The organism is Streptomyces sp. NPDC044106 (assembly GCF_056433985.1).
On the sequence record NZ_JBWKFZ010000005.1, the window covers coordinates 134684 to 150718 of the forward strand.

The 16035-nt window shown below is 71.2% G+C and carries 14 protein-coding genes; 7 read left to right on the plus strand and 7 right to left on the minus strand.

Going from position 1 to position 16035, the window contains the following annotated elements; all coding sequences use genetic code 11:
- Positions 1–152: 152 nt before the first annotated feature.
- From AC07DI_RS10255 to AC07DI_RS10275, 5 genes are all read left to right on the plus strand, one after another.
- On the plus strand, positions 153–662 hold the full coding sequence (locus AC07DI_RS10255; RefSeq protein WP_478903578.1) for a DUF1453 domain-containing protein: 510 nt from the start codon (positions 153–155) through the stop codon (positions 660–662).
- Positions 659–1804, plus strand: coding sequence for a sensor histidine kinase (locus AC07DI_RS10260; protein ID WP_478903579.1), 1146 nt, complete (start codon positions 659–661; stop codon positions 1802–1804). The genes AC07DI_RS10255 and AC07DI_RS10260 overlap by 4 nt, the downstream gene beginning before the upstream one ends.
- Positions 1801–2538, plus strand: a complete 738-nt coding sequence (locus tag AC07DI_RS10265) for a response regulator (RefSeq protein WP_478903580.1) — start codon at positions 1801–1803, stop codon at positions 2536–2538. Before AC07DI_RS10260 ends, AC07DI_RS10265 begins: the two co-directional genes overlap by 4 nt.
- Positions 2539–2649: 111 nt before the next feature.
- Positions 2650–3219, plus strand: a complete 570-nt coding sequence (locus AC07DI_RS10270) for a DUF485 domain-containing protein (RefSeq protein ID WP_478903582.1) — start codon at positions 2650–2652, stop codon at positions 3217–3219.
- A complete protein-coding gene (locus AC07DI_RS10275) occupies positions 3216–4808 on the plus strand; it encodes a solute symporter family protein (RefSeq protein WP_384257380.1) in 1593 nt (530 codons plus the stop codon). Before AC07DI_RS10270 ends, AC07DI_RS10275 begins: the two co-directional genes overlap by 4 nt.
- 93 nt (positions 4809–4901) lie before the next feature.
- Here AC07DI_RS10275 and AC07DI_RS10280 read toward each other — a convergent pair whose 3' ends face one another.
- The 4 genes from AC07DI_RS10280 to AC07DI_RS10295 all read right to left on the minus strand — a co-directional run bounded on the left by AC07DI_RS10280 (position 4902) and on the right by AC07DI_RS10295 (position 9771).
- The gene (locus AC07DI_RS10280) at positions 4902–5579 is read right to left on the minus strand and encodes a response regulator (protein WP_478903584.1); all 678 of its coding nucleotides are present in this window, start codon (positions 5577–5579) and stop codon (positions 4902–4904) included.
- The gene (locus AC07DI_RS10285; protein ID WP_478903585.1) at positions 5576–7291 is read right to left on the minus strand and encodes a sensor histidine kinase; all 1716 of its coding nucleotides are present in this window, start codon (positions 7289–7291) and stop codon (positions 5576–5578) included. Before AC07DI_RS10285 ends, AC07DI_RS10280 begins: the two co-directional genes overlap by 4 nt.
- A gap of 210 nt (positions 7292–7501) precedes the next feature.
- Positions 7502–8443, minus strand: coding sequence for a sucrase ferredoxin (locus AC07DI_RS10290; RefSeq protein ID WP_478903587.1), 942 nt, complete (start codon positions 8441–8443; stop codon positions 7502–7504).
- A 71-nt stretch (positions 8444–8514) separates the two neighbouring features.
- Positions 8515–9771: a citrate synthase family protein gene (locus AC07DI_RS10295; RefSeq protein ID WP_384257255.1), complete on the minus strand. Its 1257-nt coding sequence runs from the start codon at positions 9769–9771 to the stop codon at positions 8515–8517.
- A 120-nt stretch (positions 9772–9891) separates the two neighbouring features.
- Here AC07DI_RS10295 and AC07DI_RS10300 point away from each other — a divergent pair, with 120 nt between their 5' ends.
- Positions 9892–11076 carry a citrate synthase/methylcitrate synthase gene (locus AC07DI_RS10300; RefSeq protein ID WP_478903588.1) on the plus strand — a complete coding sequence of 395 codons (1185 nt, stop codon included), beginning with the start codon at positions 9892–9894 and terminating at the stop codon, positions 11074–11076.
- Between the two features lie 82 nt (positions 11077–11158).
- On the opposite strand, the gene AC07DI_RS10305 is transcribed toward AC07DI_RS10300, so the two are convergent.
- Together AC07DI_RS10305 and AC07DI_RS10310 are read right to left on the minus strand one after the other, a co-directional pair.
- On the minus strand, positions 11159–11395 hold the full coding sequence (locus AC07DI_RS10305; protein ID WP_384257250.1) for a hypothetical protein: 237 nt from the start codon (positions 11393–11395) through the stop codon (positions 11159–11161).
- Positions 11396–11487: 92 nt separating this feature from the next.
- Entirely contained in the window at positions 11488–11985 is a 498-nt protein-coding gene (locus AC07DI_RS10310) for a DUF6082 family protein (protein ID WP_478903590.1), read from the minus strand.
- Between the two features lie 392 nt (positions 11986–12377).
- Between AC07DI_RS10310 and AC07DI_RS10315 the strand changes: the two genes are divergently transcribed.
- Positions 12378–13442, plus strand: a complete 1065-nt coding sequence (locus tag AC07DI_RS10315) for a CobW family GTP-binding protein (protein ID WP_478903592.1) — start codon at positions 12378–12380, stop codon at positions 13440–13442.
- Between the two features lie 16 nt (positions 13443–13458).
- Here the strand turns inward: AC07DI_RS10315 and AC07DI_RS10320 are convergent, their stop codons facing one another.
- Positions 13459–15912 carry a DNA gyrase/topoisomerase IV subunit A gene (locus tag AC07DI_RS10320; RefSeq protein WP_478903593.1) on the minus strand — a complete coding sequence of 818 codons (2454 nt, stop codon included), beginning with the start codon at positions 15910–15912 and terminating at the stop codon, positions 13459–13461.
- Positions 15913–16035 lie beyond the last annotated feature (123 nt).

Here is a 16035-nt window from a genome sequence, read left to right on the forward strand (position 1 = left end):
GCGGGAGCCGGGTGCTCCACCCGCGGGTGGAGCACCCGGCTCCACCCGCGTTCAACCCCTGCGCCGATCCCGCGACCATGCGATGTCCGTAGCGTCGAAGGCGTCGATCCCTCTCGGATCGGCCTCGTTCCGTTCGTCGTACGGAGGCAGACATGTCCGGGCTCACCAACGCGCTGGTGATCTGCGTCGTCGTCGTGCTGGTGGTAGTCCGCCAGTTCAAGGCCCAGCAGATCGGTACCGACCGGCGCTGGTGGCTGATACCGGCGGTGCTGGTCTTCATGGCCGTGCGCGAGCCCGATCTGATCGACCCCCAGCACCGCACCGCGTCCGTGGCTCTGCTCGCCGCCGAGCTGCTCGTCGGGCTGGCCATGGGAGCCGGCTGGGCGCGGACCTCGCACGTGTGGACCGAGCGGGACGGGACGCCGTGGAGCAAGGGCACCAAGGCCACGGCCGTGGTCTGGGCCGTGGGGATAGGACTGCGGGCGGGGCTGTTCGGCGTCGGCTCGATGCTGCATGTACGCCAGGGGAGTGCCACCCTCATGCTGGCCCTCGCGGCCACGCTGCTGGTCCGCAGCGGTCTGCTCCTGCTGCGCGCCGGTTTTGGACACACGATGTACGGAGCGGCCGCGGCACACCGGCCGATGCGGAAGGAACCCGTATGAGTGCGGACCGCTGGACGAGATGGCCGTCCCGGGAGGCGCTCGCCTGGGCAGGACTGAGCCTGGCCCGGCTGTGGTTCGTCAGGCTCCTGCGCGTGGTGATCATCGGCAGCCTGCTGTGGAACACGTTCCATGAGGACCGCGGCTGGAGTCTGGTGGGCGGGGTGGCCCTGGTCCTGGCCGTCACCGGGGCTGGGTGGGCGTTCTTCCACGTCTCGTACGCCCATCGACTGTGGCCGTCCCTGGCACTCATGGCACTCCTCATGGGCGTCGCGTTTGCGGCGGAGATCGCCGACTGGCAGTTGCTCTCCCTCGTTCTGTGGTGCGCTTCGGCCGTCTCCGCCCTGGAGCGGCTGCCCCTCGCCGCGGCGGCGCCCTGCGTGTTCGTGGCGATGACCGGGTACGCTGCGTACAACGGCGACGGCTGGCTCATCACGGCACTCACCGTCGTCGGCCTCTCCCTTGCCGGGTACACCCTGCGTCTGGACGCCGAGGCGCGAGGCAGCGCCCACCGGCTGCTCGCCCAGGAGCGGGCCGCGCGCACCGCCGAGGCGGAGTCGGCGGCGCTCGCCGAGAGGGCCCGCATCGCCCGCGAGATCCACGACGTGCTGGCGCACAGCCTCTCCGCGCAGCTCGTCCACCTGGAGGCGGCTCGGCTGCTGATCGAACGGGACGCGACGAAGGAGCAGATCCTGGACCGGGTGGTGGCGGCGCGGTCCATGGCCAGGGAAGGACTCGCCGAGACCAGACAGGCGCTGTCCGCGCTGCGCGGAGAGCTGACTCCGGTCGAGGACTTCCTGCGTGAGCTGGTCACCGCGGACCACGCGTCGGTCACCGTGACGGGCGAGCGCCGCCCACTGCCCGCCGAGGCGTCCCAGGCGGTACGCAGAGTGGCGCAGGAGGCCCTGACGAACGTCCGCAAGCATGCGCCGGGCTCGAAGATCCACGTCTGCCTGCAGTACGCGGAGGGTGAAGTGAGCCTGCAGGTGAGGGACTCGGGCGGGCAGTCGCCGGGGGAACTCGCCACCTCCGGCGCCGGGTACGGTCTGCTCGGGATGCGTGAGCGGGCCGAGCTGTTGGGCGGGTCCCTTGAGGCTGGACCGGGTGAGGAGGGCTTCGTGGTGACGCTGAGGGTGCCGGGATGACGGGGAATGAAGGTGTTGCCGGGGGCGCGGGCGAGAGCCCGACCGGGCCTGCCGCGGACGGAGGCAAGCCGCCCGCACGGGTGGTCGTGGTCGACGACCAGACGGTGGTGAGGGAGGGGATCGTGATGCTGCTCGGGCTGCTGCCGGGCATCGAGGTCGTGGGGTCCGGTGCCGACGGGGAGGAGGCTGTCCGCCTCGTCGCCGAACTCTCTCCCGACGTGGTCCTGATGGACCTGCGCATGCCTCGCTGCGACGGCGCGGAGGCCACGCGGCGTATCCGCGCCGAGTATCCGGGCACGCAGGTCGTCGTGCTCACCACCTACGCCGACGACGATTCGCTGTTCCCGGCCCTCAAGGCGGGCGCGCGCGGCTATCTGACCAAGGACGCCGGTGGGGAGCAGATCGTCCGGGCCGTGGAGGACGTCCTCTCGGGGGACGCCGGGCTGTCCCCGCAGATCCAACGCCGTCTTCTGGAACGGCTTTCGGAGCCGGAGGCCGCTGCGGTCCTTGAGCCGCCCGACGGCCTCACCACGCGGGAGACCGAAGTTCTCGTCCTGATCGCCGAGGGAATGACGAACCACGAGATCGCCCGGTCATTGCACGTCTCCACCGCGACGGTGAAGACCCACATCAACAACCTCTTCGCGAAGGCGGGCATCAAGGGCCGTGCGCAGGCGGTCCGTTACGCCTACAGACACGGGCTCACCAAGCCGGAAGGGAGAGCGGGTACCTGACGTGGCTTCACCTAATGGGGTGAAGAGCGTGGAGAGGGGAGCCGGAGATCTTCCCGTTCTGTCCATCCTTGGGCACGCGGCCGGACAGGGCTGCGGACTAAGGAGAGTTCGGTGGAGAAGCACGACGGGCCCGATGTGGTGCCGGACCGGGCCGATGCCGGCCGGGGCCGGTCCGGCGAGCTGAGGGACCCCTGGTACGACGCGCTCGCCTCCGGGTGGGGAGAACTGGACGGCACCGGGGCGCCGGCCGCCGTGGTGTCGCCCCGGGCCGCGGTCCCGCAGCGGAGTACGAGCGGGAGTGCGGCCGACATCTACCTGGAAGTGCAGCGCAGCGACGCTTTCCAGGAAGTGCGCAGGCGGTACCGGAGGTTCGTCGTCCCGGCCGTGGCCGCCTTCTTCACCTGGTACGTCGCGTATGTGGTGACCGCGACGACGGCGCCGGGACTGATGGCGCGCCCCGTCACGGGGGCCGTGAACGTGGCGATGCTGGCGGGGCTCGGGCAGTTCCTCACGACGTTCCTGCTGACCTGGGCGTACGCACGGCATGCCCGGTTGCGGCGGGACCGTGCGGCGCTCGATCTGCGCTGGGTCGTGTTCGAGCAGAAGAGGGAGCGGGAGCAGCGGGAGCGGGACGCGGCGTGGGGGCCGGGCTCGGCTCATGAGCGGGGGGTGGACCTCTGATGGGTGACCACCAGGATCTCGCGCTGCTGCTGTTCGGCGTGTTCGTGGCCGTCACGCTGGCGATCACCACGTGGGCGAGCCGCCACCGGCATGGTTCGGCGGAGGAGTTCTACGCGGGCGGACGGCTCTTCTCCCCCATGGAGAACGGTTTCGCCATCGCCGGGGACTACATGTCGGCTGCCTCCTTCCTCGGTATCTCCGGACTGATCGCGCTCTTCGGTTATGACGGGCTGCTCTACTCGGTGGGGTTTCTCGTCGCGTGGCTGGTGGTGCTCTTCCTGGTGGCCGAACTGGTGCGCAACTGCGGCAAGTTCACGCTGGGTGATGTCGTCGCCGCGCGGATGAGGGAGCGTCCGGTGCGGATCGCGGCGGGCATCTCCTCGGTGACCGTCTCAGTTCTCTACCTGGTGGCGCAGATGGTGGGGGCGGGCTCACTGGTGGCACTGCTGCTGGGCAAGGCGAGCGGGGCGGCGCAGTCCTGGACAGTGATCGGCGTCGGTGCGCTCATGGTGATCTATGTGTCGCTGGGCGGCATGCGCGCCACCACCTGGATCCAGATCGTCAAGGCGGTCCTCCTGATGGGCGGGGCCGTCGCGCTGACCGTGCTCGTCCTGGTGCACTTCCACGGCGACTTCAACCAACTGCTGCGGACCGCGGCGGACCGCAGTGGCCACGGCGACCGATTCCTCGCGCCCGGCCTGAAGTACGGAGGCGACTGGACCGCCCGGCTCGACTTCATGAGTCTCGGCCTCGCGCTCGTGCTCGGCACCGCTGGGCTGCCGCACATCCTGTCCCGCTTCTACACCGTACCGACCGCGCGGGCCGCCCGTCGCTCGGTCGTCTGGTCCATCGGGCTCATCGGCGGCTTCTACCTGATGACGATCGTGCTCGGCTTCGGTGCGGCCGCGCTTGTCGGCCCCGATGCGGTGCGCGGTTCGAACGCCGCGGGGAACACGGCGGTTCCGCTTCTCGCGCTCGATCTGGGAGGCGGCGCGGACTCCACAGGCGGAACGGTTCTCTTCGCGATCGTCGCCGCCATCGCCTTCGCCACGATCCTCGCCGTGGTCGCCGGCATCACGCTGGCCTCCTCGGCGTCCGTGGCCCACGACCTGTACGCCTCCTTGCGGCGCAGGAACGCCGAGCCGCGCAGCGAGGTGGCGGTGGCCCGGATCTCCGCGGCCGGCATCGGCGTGGTCGCGATCGGCCTCGGCCTGCTGGCACGCGATCTGAACGTCGCGTTCCTGGTCGGCCTCGCCTTCGCGGTCGCCGCGTCCGCCAATCTGCCGGTGCTCCTCTACTCCCTGTTCTGGCGGAACTTCACCACCCGGGGCGCGGTGTGGTCGGTGTACGGAGGGCTGTTGCCCGCGCTCGCGCTGGTGGTGCTGTCGCCCGTCGTCTCCGGCGGGCCCCACTCACTGTTCCCCACGGTGGACTTCCAGTACTTCCCGCTGGAGAACCCCGGTCTCGTCTCCATCCCGCTGGGCTTCCTCGCGGGCTGGCTCGGCACGGTGACCTCGTGCGAGGAAGCGGACGAGGCCAAGCACGCGGAGGCCGAGGTGCGGTCGCTCACGGGCGCCGGGGCGGCGTGACGACGGCCCGTCGGACACCTCGGGACGCTCGGCGCCTGTGTCGTGTCCCCGGCCGGACGACGCCCACTGAGCCGACCGGGGAGACGCAGGCCCTCAGATACTGGCCGCCCACTCGTAGCGGTGTTCGGGGCGGCCCGTGTCGCCGTACTTGAGGCTCAGCCTGACCCGGCCCGTGCGTTCCAGGAGCTTCAGATAGCGCTGTGCCGTCTGCCGGCTCAGCCGGGTGCGGTCCGCCAACTCCTGGGCCGAGAGCGGACCTTCCGCGGCCATGAGCGCCCGGCGCACCAGCTCCGCCGTGGTGGGGGAGTGGCCTTTGGGCAGTTCGGGGGCCGGAGTCGCCGAGAGTGCGCCGAAGATGCGGTCGACCTCGGCCTGCTCGGCCTCGCCCCCGCCGTCCAGCGTGCGGCGCAGTGTCGCGTACGCGTCGAGCTTGGCGCGAAGGCCGGCGTAGGAGAACGGCTTGACCAGGTACTGGAGCGCGCCGTGCCGCATCGCAGCCTGCACCGTGGCGACGTCGCGCGCCGCGGTCACCATGATCACGTCGGCCTGGTGGCCCCGCTCGCGCAAGCTGCGGACGACCGAGAGGCCGGTCTCGTCGGGAAGGTAGTGGTCCAGCAGCACCAGGTCGACGGGCACGTTCTCGACGAGGCGCAGGGCCTCGGCGGCGTCGTGCGCCGTGGCCACCACGCGGAAGCCGGGGATCTTCGCCACATAGGCGGCGTTGACGTCCGCGACCCGGGTGTCGTCGTCCACGACAAGGACGTCGATCATCGCGGTTCCTTCGGGGCGCTGGTCATCCTGGCTCCTTCGGGGCTCCGCCCGTCGTGCTCCTGCGGGGTGACGGGTTCGGGATCCTCCTTGGGGGCGAGCCCGGCCTCTGTGAGTGCCTCCGGCAGGACGACGGTGAACTCCGCGCCCCCGTCCGGCGTTCCGCCGGCCCGCGCGCTGCCGCCCTGCCGTTCGGCGAGCCTGCGGACCAGGGCGAGGCCGATGCCGCGCTTGCCGTGGGCCGGGGGCTCCTTGGTGGTCCACCCCTCGGTGAAGATCGTCTCGCGCCGGTCGGCGGGCACTCCCGGACCGGAATCGCGCACCTGAAGGACCACGGTTCGCCCGTCGGCGCGTACATCGACCTCCACGCGCGCGTGGCGGGTGCCGGCGGCGGCGTCGAGGGCGTTGTCCACGAGGTTGCCGACGATCGTGACGAGGCCGCCCGGGTCGACGAGGCGGTCGGGCAGCACGCTGTGGCGCGGCACGGAGAGCGCGACGCCCCGCTCCGCGGCGACCGTGGCCTTGCCGACGAGCAGGGCGGCGAGCAGCGGATCACGGATCTTCTCGGTGATCTGCTCGGCGGTCACCCGGTGGGCGCCCGCCACCTCGCCGACGAACTCCGCCGCCTCCTCGTACATCTCCAGTTCGAGCAGGCCGAGGAGCGTGTGCATGCGGTTGGCGTGTTCGTGGTCCTGGGCGCGGAGGGCGTCGATGAGGCCGCGGGTGGAGTCGAGTTCGCGGCCGAGCTGTTCGAGCTCCGTGCGGTCGCGCAGGGTCGCGACGGCGCCTCCGTCGTCGGTCGGCATGCGGTTGGCGACCAGGACGCGCTGCCCGCGTACGGTCAGCAGGTCGGTGCCGGTCACCCGCCCCGCGAGCACGTCGGTTGTACGCCCCGGGCCGAGCGCCTCGTCGAGCGGCCGGCCGATCACCTCCGTGCCGAGGCCGAGGAGCCGCTGCGCCTCGTCGTTGAGCAGCCGGACGCGGCCCGCGCGGTCGAGGGCGACAACCCCCTCACGGATGCCGTGCAGCATGGCCTCGCGCTCCGCGAGCAGGGCGGAGATGTCCGAGAAGGCGAGGTCGCGGGTCTGTCGCTGCACCCTGCGGGAGATCAGGTACGCGGCGAGCGCGCCGACGGCGAGAGCCCCGCCCGCGTAGGCGAGCAGCCCGGGGATCGAGTGCACCAGCCGGGCCCGCACACTGTCGTACTCGATGCCCACGGAGACCGCGCCGACGATGTCCCCATGCGCGCCCCGCAGCGCCACCTTGCCGCGGGCCGAGCGGCCCAGGGTGCCGTCGTCGATCTCCATGACGTCATGGCCCGCGATGGCATCGCTGGGGTCAGTCGAGACGACCTTGCCGATCTGGCCGGGGTCCGTGTGGGACCAGCGCACACCCTCCTTGTTCATGATCACGACGTACTCGGCTCCGCTGGCCCGCCGGATCCGCTCGGCCGCCACCTGAACCGGCCCGTCGGCAGTGGGTCGCGAGGCCGACAGGTCCTCGGCGATCCGCGGCTGAGCGGCCGTCGTCTGGGCGATGGCGAGCGCACGGCGCATGGCCTGGTCGTCGAGCTGGTCGCCGAGTGGCGCGAGGAAGAGGCCGGTGGCGAGCACCGCGACCCCGGCGGCGATCGCCAGCTGCATCAGCAGCACCTGCGAGAACACGCGCCGCGGCAGGCCGAGGCGGAGGCGTCGCGCGGGGGAGGTCGGGCTCATGGGTACGAACGGTACGGCCGCCGACGGGCTTCTTCGAAGTCACTGTGGCGGGGATCTCGTAGCGGGGCGGGGCGGGGCGGGGCGGCGCGGGGTCGGGGCCGGTGCCGGAGCAGCGGCCGGAGCCGGTGCCCGCATCCGGAGCCCGCCCTACCGGAGGCCCCGTGACCAAGCAGCGCCCGGCCAAGGACGTCCGTACAGCGCGGGGCTGCCCTAGAGCGCGTCCGGCGACGGGCTCCCGTCCGCCCCCTCCTGGACCGCCCGCACCGCCGTGACGTCCATCCGCGCGGGTGACCCGATGGCCGCGCCGCAGCTCTCCGGGCGCGGCGGCAGTGAGGCCCCCCGCGTGACGGCGACCCGCCACTGGCGGCCGTCGGTGTGCGCGACGGTCACCTCCCAGCGCGGGCCCGTGCCGTCCGTACGGACGACGTCCAGGGCTCCCGTCGCGTACTCGCCGGTCGCTCGGCGCACCGCGAGTTCGGCGGCCTGTCCGGGGCGCTCCCAGGCGGAGTTCCCCCGGCAGCCCTCGATGACGACGCGGCCTGTGCGGGCCGCGGCGAGGATCTCCTTGACGCCGGACGCGTGCGCCCGGCCGTACGCATATCCGTGGGGCAGCACGAGCAGCGTGGGGGAGAAGCGATGGCCACCCAGATGAGTGATTTCCCAGACCTCTTCCTCACCCGAGGCGGCCAGCTGGGCGGCGAGGGGCCTGCCGAGCAGGGCGCAGCAGCGGTCGCGTTTGCCGTTGGTGCAGACGAGCGCGAGCGGGGCGCCGGTGTGCGGGGTGCCGAAGTCGCCGTGGTCTCCGGCGCCCAGGGCCGCGAAGTCGAGTTCGAGGAGCCGGCGCGGGTCCTCGGTCGCCGCGCCGCGCAGCCAGGTGCGACCGGGGGCGGTGTGCCCCACGTACACCTGCTGCCTCGTCGGCGCGTGCCGGTCCGCGTGGCGGCCGGGGCGGCGGATGAGGGCGACGCGTACGCCGGTTCCCTCGGCGGCCGACTCCAGGGCGCGGCCGACCTCCGGGTCGAGATGGCTGGACCTGAGCGCCTTGGCGCCCCAAGGGCCCGGTTGCTCCAGCAGAAGCCATGTCCTTGCGGTGGCCGCGGTGCCCGCGAGAGGCTCGTCCAGGTCCCGCGAGGCGGTCGCGCACGTACTCACGCAGGTGAGCCTAACCCGCGGCCTCCCCGCTGATTCACGCCTCGGCGGGGACGGAAGAGCCTGGGCCCGAGTCAGGATGCCGGGGACGGCATCGGCTGGGGCGGACGCAGGCCGACGTACTGGCCGCTGGGGCGCATGCGCAGCGGGCGCTCGCCGTACTCCTCCAGGGCGTGCGCGATCCAGCCCGCCGTGCGCGCCACCGCGAAGACGGTCTCGCCCGCCTCCGCCGGCATCCCCGTGGAGACCGTGAGGACGGCCAGCGCGAGGTCGACGTTGGCCCGCAGATCGGTGTGGCGGGCGGTGGTGGCCACCACGTCACGGGCCGCGGCGAGGGCGGGCCGGGCCTTCGGCAGCGCCTCCAGGAGGGCGAACAGCGCCTGCGCGCGCGGGTCCTCGCCCGGGTAGAGGCGGTGGCCGAGCCCGGGAATGCGGCGCCCGGCGCGGAGCTCGTCGGCGACGACGGGGGCCGCGCTGCCGCGATCGAGCACGTCGAGCAGCATGCGGTGGGCGAGGCCGCTCGCCGCGCCGTGCAGAGGGCCTTCCAGGACGCCGAGCCCGGCCGACACCGCGGCGTAGGGGTGGGCGCGCGCCGAGGCGGCGACCCGGACGGCGAGCGTCGACGCGGCGAGATCGTGGTCGACGAGCAGCGCGAGGGCCGTGTCCAGCGCGTGCAACGCGGCCTCGCCGGGCTTCGTGCCGGTCAGGCGTGCCCAGAGGCGGCGGGCCAGGGGGCCTTCGTCACGGTGACCGGACAGGACCGGCGGGAGAGCGGCCACGAGGGTGGGGATCAAGGTGCGTCCGGTGCCGATCACCGCCTCTTCGGAGAGGTCGAACCGGAGCGGGTCGGCGGCGGCGGCGGAGACGGCCGCGACGCGCAGCCGGTCGGTCGGACCGCTGTGCTGGGGCAGTGCGTTGACCGCGCGACGGGCCGCGGCGACGGTTTCCTTGGGGGCGGTGAAAGCGGTGCCGCGGTGCAGGACGCCGGTCCAGAGCCACTCGGCGACCTCTTCGTAGGAATGGTTGAGGGCGAGCTCCGTCGCGTCGACACCGCGGTAGTAGTAGCGGTCCTTGTCGATGAGCGTGATGCGGGTGCGTACGGAGAGTTCGTTGCCGCTGGTCGGCGCGGCCGGCTCCCGCCTGTTCCTGCGGGCCAGCGCCTCGACCTCCTTGGCGTCGAACGTGCTTCCCCGCGCTCCCGGGCCGCGACGGCTGCTGAGCAGGCCTCGGCTCACGTACGCGTACACGGTCTCGGGCTTCACGCCGAGGGCCTCGGCGGCCTCCTTGGTGCTCAGTCGCCGGTCTCCGTGCGTGGTTCCTTGATCCGTCATGGGCGTCACCGTATCCCCATCGCGACAACTGCATGGGCATATTGATTCAATCAATATTGACAGAACTTGAGTCAAGCATGGACAGTCCAATCAAGTCCAGGGAGGAAGTCGAGGAAGAACATGCCGATCAATGGCTCCACTGCCACCCCCGCCGAACCCGTAGAGGTCCCACGAGGACTCGCGGGCGTCGTCGTCACCGAGACCGCACTCGGGGACGTCCGGGGACACGAGGGCTTCTACCACTACCGCCAGTACTCCGCCGTCGAGCTCGCGCAGAAGCGCAGCTTCGAGGACGTATGGCACCTGATGTTCCACGGCGAGCTGCCGGACGCCGTGCAGGGCGCCGCGTTCGCCGCGCACACCGCGTCGCTGCGTCACCTGCCCGACGAGGTGCGTGAGGCGCTGCCCGACGTCGCCCGCGCCGGTGTGCTGTCGGGTCCACTCTCCGGGCTGCGCACCGCACTGTCGCTGTTCGGGGCGTCGAAGGGCTTCCGACCGGTGTACGACATCGACGACGACCGGCGCCGCACGGACGCACTGGCCGCGTCCGCCGTGGTACCGACGCTGCTCACCGCGCTGTACCGGCTCGGGCAGGGGCTCGATCCCGTGGAACCGCGCGACGACCTGTCGTACGCCGCCAACTACCTCTACATGCTCACCGGTTCGGAGCCCGAACCCGCGCGCGCCCGGGCGATCGAGCAATACTTGATCTCGACCATTGACCACGGGTTCAACGCGTCAACGTTCACCGCCCGGGTCATCACATCGACCGGCGCGGACGTGGCGGCCTGCCTGGTCGGCGCGGTCGGTGCGCTCTCCGGCCCGCTGCACGGCGGCGCGCCGAGCCGCGCCCTGGACACCCTTGACGCGATCGGCACCCCCGACCGCATCGACGGCTGGATCCGCGAGAGGGTCCTCGCGGGCGACCGCATCATGGGCTTCGGGCACCCCGTCTACCGCACCGAGGACCCGCGCTCGCGCATGCTGCGAGGCATCGCCGAGGAATTCGGCGGCGGCATGGTGGAGTTCGCGGTCGAGGTCGAGCGGCGCGTCGAGGCGATCCTGGCGGAGCTGAAGCCGGGACGGGAGCTGCACACGAACGTGGAGTTCTACGCCGGTGTCGTCATGGAGCTCTGCGGGCTGCCCCGCGAGATGTTCACGCCGACGTTCGCGTCCGCGCGCGTGGTCGGCTGGAGCGCCAACATCCTGGAACAGGCGAGGGATTCGAAGATCATTCGGCCGGCGGCGCGGTACGTGGGGGCGGCCGCACCGGCTCCGGTGCCGACGGCAGGCGTCGCGCGCTAACCGATCACGCCTCTTAGGCGCCCTTCGGCGTGGAGGTCATGCAACCTCCACGCCACGGAGGAGCCGGACGCCTGCGTCCGGCTCACGCCTCCGGGATGTCCACCCTGGCGCGGACCAGGGTCTCCCTGCTGATCACGACGATGCGTTCGTAGTCGGCTCGTGCCGCATCGGCGGGCAGCTCGCTGTCGAGCGTGTCGGTCCTGTCCGTCCCGATCACTGCGAAGTTGCCGTCGGTGAGTTCGAAAATGTCGGGGCAGGTCTGCCCCGTCTGGCTGCCCCGCTCGCGCGGAGGCACACCGATGCGGCGCACGATCTTCAATGTGATCCCGGTCCTTGGGGTCAGAGAGGTGAAAACGGGGCCAGCGTACCGGGCGATGCTGGTGATGTTGGCTTGAAGTAATCCAACTGGCCCTACTCGGTGGGAGGTTCGCCCACCACCCACCACCGCTCCGTCTCGGCGTTGTCCAGCTCCTCGGCCAGCCGGTCCACCACGCGCCCCACCTTGGCCTCGTCGGACGCGTAATCCAGGCTCGCGCGATGGTGCCGGGTGGCCTCCCAGAATTCGCGGAAGATCGGGTTCTGGCACATCACCCGAAGGTGTCCATACAACTCCTGAAGGGTCGTCGCGCCGATGCGATGGGCGTGCAGCGCGTTGATGTAGAGCGTGTTGGCGAAGAGGAACTGCCGCTGCCGCTCGGGTGGCACGCTCTCGTCGTACGTGTCCAGGACCGCGGCCAGCGCGGTGTCCCCCATCGCCTTGCAGAGCAGGTCGAAGTGGAGCCGGTGCTGTTCGGCGAGCGCCGCGTTGCGCCGCTGGAGGGCCAGGGCCGCGCGTTCACGCTCGGCGGCCTGGCGCTCGCGTCGCGCGAGGTGGGCCGAATGACGCCGCCCCTTGGACCAGAGCAGCATGAACGTTCCTGTTACGAATGAGAGCCCCGCCACCGCGGCCGGACCCACCCCCCGTATCGACATCTTCTGTGTGGCCATGTCAACCCCCGAATCGGCGACCGTCCGCCGGTCGTCGGATGCGGGTCGACGGGGAGCGGACCGGCGAGCGGTGGGCGGTGCGCTTGCCGTCTCCCAGGGTGCCGAGCGGCTCTGATCGGCGGGGAGGCGGAGAGGAGGCGCACGGAAGGAAGCAGGGGTCGCACATCCCGGCGCCGTGCCTGACGTGTGCCCCGCGAGCGCCGCTAACAATCGTTCACTTCGCGGCCCGGCCACGCCCGCCTATCCTGGGGCGGTCCCCTTCGTCGTACGGGCTCCGCCGCCGCCCGTACCAGCGTCGACACGAGAGGTCAGCGTTGAACAAGCAGCAGATCCCGGTCGTCGTCCTGGCCGGTTTTCTGGGTTCGGGCAAGACGACCCTGCTCAACCATCTGCTGCACCGCAGCGGCGGCAGCCGGATCGGTGCGATCGTCAACGACTTCGGTTCGATCGAGATCGACGCCATGGCGGTCGCCGGGCAGCTCGGCGACTCGACCGTCTCGCTGGGCAACGGATGCCTGTGCTGCGCCGTGGACGCGAGTGAACTCGACGAGTACCTGGAGCGGCTCGCAGGACCCGCCGCGCGGATCGACGTCATCGTCATCGAGGCGAGCGGCCTTGCGGAACCCCAGGAACTGGTCAAGATGGTCCTCGCCAGCGAGAACCCGCACATCGTGTACGGGGGGCTCGTCGAGGTCGTCGACGCCGCGGAGTTCGACGCCACCAGGGAGCGCCATTCCGAGGTGGACCGGCATCTGGGCATCGCCGACCTCGTCGTGGTCAACAAGGCCGACCGGGTGCCCGACGCGGAACGTGAGCGCGTCCTCGACGCCGTCCGCGGGCTCGCGGGGCGTGCGGCCGTCGTCGCCGCCTCGTACGGCCGCGTCGACGTGGAGCTGCTCTTCGACCGTGCGCCGGCGGGGGAGAGGGTCGGGCAGCTCTCCTTCGACGACCTGCGGGACGGCGCCGGCACCGACAGCGGCACTGGTGCCGACGACCGAGCCCACCACGGCCACCTGCACTCCGGCTACGAGAGCCTCTCCTTCACCTCAGAGGCGCCCCTGGGGCCGCGCCCTCTGATGGCCCTGCTCGACAGCAGGCCCGAAGGGCTCTACCGCATCAAGGGGTACGTCGACTTCGGCGCCGCCGACCCGCTGAACCGGTACGAGGTGCATGCCGTGGGGCGGTTCCTGCGCTTCTACCCGCAGCCGTGGGCTCCGGACGAGCCGCGCCTGACCCAGCTGGTGCTCATCGGCTCCGGCATCGACGTACCGGCTCTGGAGAAGGAGCTCGAGGCCTGTCGCGAGTACGCCCCACACGCCGACGAGCGGGGCATGTGGGGCGTACTGCGCTACGTCCAGGAGCCGGACGAGGAACCCTAGGGATCCAGAGCCCGTCTCACACCGGCCCGGCCACCGCGGCCACCGGCTTCGCGAGCGAGACGCCCGAACCGTCGCGGCGCGGGTCGATCTCCGGCAGCTCGGCCGGGGCCCCGTTCCGCTGGGCCGCGTGCGGCGGTGTCGGGCCCGCCCAGGCGAAGCTCAGGCAGTCCTCGCCCTTCAGGAAGCGCTGGACGCGGACACCGCCGGTGGCGCGCCCCTTGCGCGGGTACTGGTCGAACGGCGTGAGCTTGGCCGTCGTCTGCACCGAGTCGTCGAGGGTGCCGCGCGAACCAGCCACCGTGAAGACGACCGCCTCCACCGCCGGATCCACCGCCGAGAAGGAGATGACCTTCACACCGTCGGCGAGCTTGATGCCCGTCATGCCTCCGGCGGGACGCCCCTGGGGACGCACCACCGAGGCCTGGTAGCGCAGGAGCTGGGCGTCGTCCGTGATGAAGACCAGGTCCTCCTCGCCGGTGCGCAGCTCGGCCGCGCCGACGATCCGGTCACCTTCCCTGAGGGTGATGACCTCCAACTCCTCCTTGTTCGACGGATAGTCGGGGACCACGCGCTTGACGACGCCCTGCTCGGTGCCGAGCGCGAGACCCGGCGAGGACTCGTCGAGCGTCATCAGGCAGATCAGCTTCTCGTCCTTCTCCAGGGAGAGCAGCTCGGAGACGGGCGCCCCTCCGGAGAGGTTGGGCGCGGCGGCCGTCTCCGGCAGCTGGGGAAGGTCCACCACGGAGAGGCGCAGCAACCGCCCTCCGGAAGTGACCGCGCCCACCTCGCCGCGCGCCGTCGCGGGCACCGCGGAGACGATCACGTCGTGCTTGACGCGCTTGGTGTCGCCGTCGGCGAAGGGCTCGCCGTTGGCCGTACGGGCCAGCAGGCCCGTCGACGACAGGAGCACCCGGCACGGGTCGTCCGCCACCTGCAGCGAGACCGTGGCGGCCGGGGAACCCGTCGACTCCAGGAGCACCGTGCGCCGGTCGGTGCCGAACTTCTTGGCCACAGCGGCCAGTTCGGCGGAGACCAGCTTGCGAAGCTCCGCGTCGGAGTCGAGGATGCCGGTCAGCTCGTCGATCTCGCCGTTGAGCTTGTCGCGCTCGGTCTCCAGCTCGATGCGGTCGAACTTGGTCAGGCGGCGAAGCGGGGTGTCCAGGATGTACTGCGTCTGGATGTCGCTCAGCGAGAAGCGCCCGATCAGGCGCTCCTTGGCCTGGGCGGAGTTGTCGCTGGAGCGGATGAGGCGGATGACCTCGTCGATGTCCAGGAGGGCGACCAGGAGGCCCTCGACCAGGTGCAGGCGGTCGCGCTTCTTGCCGCGGCGGAACTCGCTGCGGCGGCGCACCACGTTGAACCGGTGGTCGAGGTAGACCTCAAGGAGCTCCTTGAGGCCGAGGGTGAGGGGCTGGCCGTCGACCAGCGCCACGTTGTTGATGCCGAAGGACTCCTCCATGGGCGTCAGCTTGTAGAGCTGCTCAAGGACGGCCTCCGGGACGAAGCCGTTCTTGACCTCGATGACCAGGCGCAGTCCGTGCGCGCGGTCGGTGAGGTCCTTGACGTCGGCGATGCCCTGGAGCTTCTTCGAGCCGACCAGGTCCTTGATCTTGGAGATGACCTTTTCGGGCCCTACGGAGAACGGCAGTTCGGTGACGACCAGGCCCTTGCGGCGCGCCGTCACGTTCTCCACGGAGACCGTGGCGCGGATCTTGAAGGAGCCGCGGCCCGATTCGTACGCGTCCTTGATGCCGGTCAGGCCGACGATCCGGCCGCCCGTGGGCAGGTCGGGGCCCGGCACGTACTTCATCAGGGTCTCGAGGTCGGCCCCGGGGTGCTTGATCAGGTGGCGGGCGGCGGCGATGACCTCGCCGAGGTTGTGCGGCGGCATGTTCGTCGCCATGCCGACCGCGATGCCGGACGCGCCGTTGACCAGGAGGTTCGGGTAGGCCGCAGGGAGAGCGGTCGGCTCCCTCTCCTGCCCGTCGTAGTTCGGCTCGAAGTCGACGGTGTTCTCGTCGATCGACTCCGTCATCAGGGAGGTGGCGTCGGCCATCCGGCACTCGGTGTACCGCATGGCGGCCGGCGGGTCGTCGTTGCCGAGCGAGCCGAAGTTGCCGTGGCCGTCCACCAGGGGGAGGCGCATCGAGAAGGGCTGGGCCATGCGCACCAGGGCGTCGTAGATCGACGCGTCGCCGTGCGGGTGCAACTTACCCATGACCTCGCCGACGACGCGGGCGCACTTCACATAGCCGCGGTCGGGGCGCAGGCCCATCTCGTTCATCTGGTAGACGATCCTGCGGTGCACCGGCTTCATGCCGTCGCGGGCGTCCGGCAGGGCGCGGGAATAGATGACCGAATACGCGTACTCGAGGAAGGAGCCCTGCATCTCGTCGACGACGTCGATGTCGAGGATCTTCTCCTCGTACGAGTCGTCGGGCGGCGGGGTCTTCGTGCTGCGGCGGGCCATCGCTGCTGCGGCTCCTTCACCAACATGTGCGGGTTCTGACGCCGACCATTGTGGACTGTCCCACTGACATCGCAGACCACGACCCGTGCACCGGGGGCGTCACACGTGACTACGCCGAGGGCG

Excerpts from the sequence above, each read along its gene's own strand:
- AC07DI_RS10255 (WP_478903578.1), top strand. The coding sequence starts at position 153 with ATGTCCGGGCTCACCAACGCGCTGGTGATCTGCGTCGTCGTCGTGCTG.
- AC07DI_RS10260 (WP_478903579.1), top strand. The coding sequence starts at position 659 with ATGAGTGCGGACCGCTGGACGAGATGGCCGTCCCGGGAGGCGCTCGCC.
- AC07DI_RS10265 (WP_478903580.1), top strand. The coding sequence starts at position 1,801 with ATGACGGGGAATGAAGGTGTTGCCGGGGGCGCGGGCGAGAGCCCGACC.
- AC07DI_RS10280 (WP_478903584.1), bottom strand. The coding sequence starts at position 5,579 with ATGATCGACGTCCTTGTCGTGGACGACGACACCCGGGTCGCGGACGTC.
- AC07DI_RS10285 (WP_478903585.1), bottom strand. The coding sequence starts at position 7,291 with ATGAGCCCGACCTCCCCCGCGCGACGCCTCCGCCTCGGCCTGCCGCGG.
- AC07DI_RS10295 (WP_384257255.1), bottom strand. The coding sequence starts at position 9,771 with ATGACGGATCAAGGAACCACGCACGGAGACCGGCGACTGAGCACCAAG.
- AC07DI_RS10300 (WP_478903588.1), top strand. The coding sequence starts at position 9,892 with ATGCCGATCAATGGCTCCACTGCCACCCCCGCCGAACCCGTAGAGGTC.
- AC07DI_RS10310 (WP_478903590.1), bottom strand. The coding sequence starts at position 11,985 with ATGCTGCTCTGGTCCAAGGGGCGGCGTCATTCGGCCCACCTCGCGCGA.
- AC07DI_RS10320 (WP_478903593.1), bottom strand. The coding sequence starts at position 15,912 with ATGGCCCGCCGCAGCACGAAGACCCCGCCGCCCGACGACTCGTACGAG.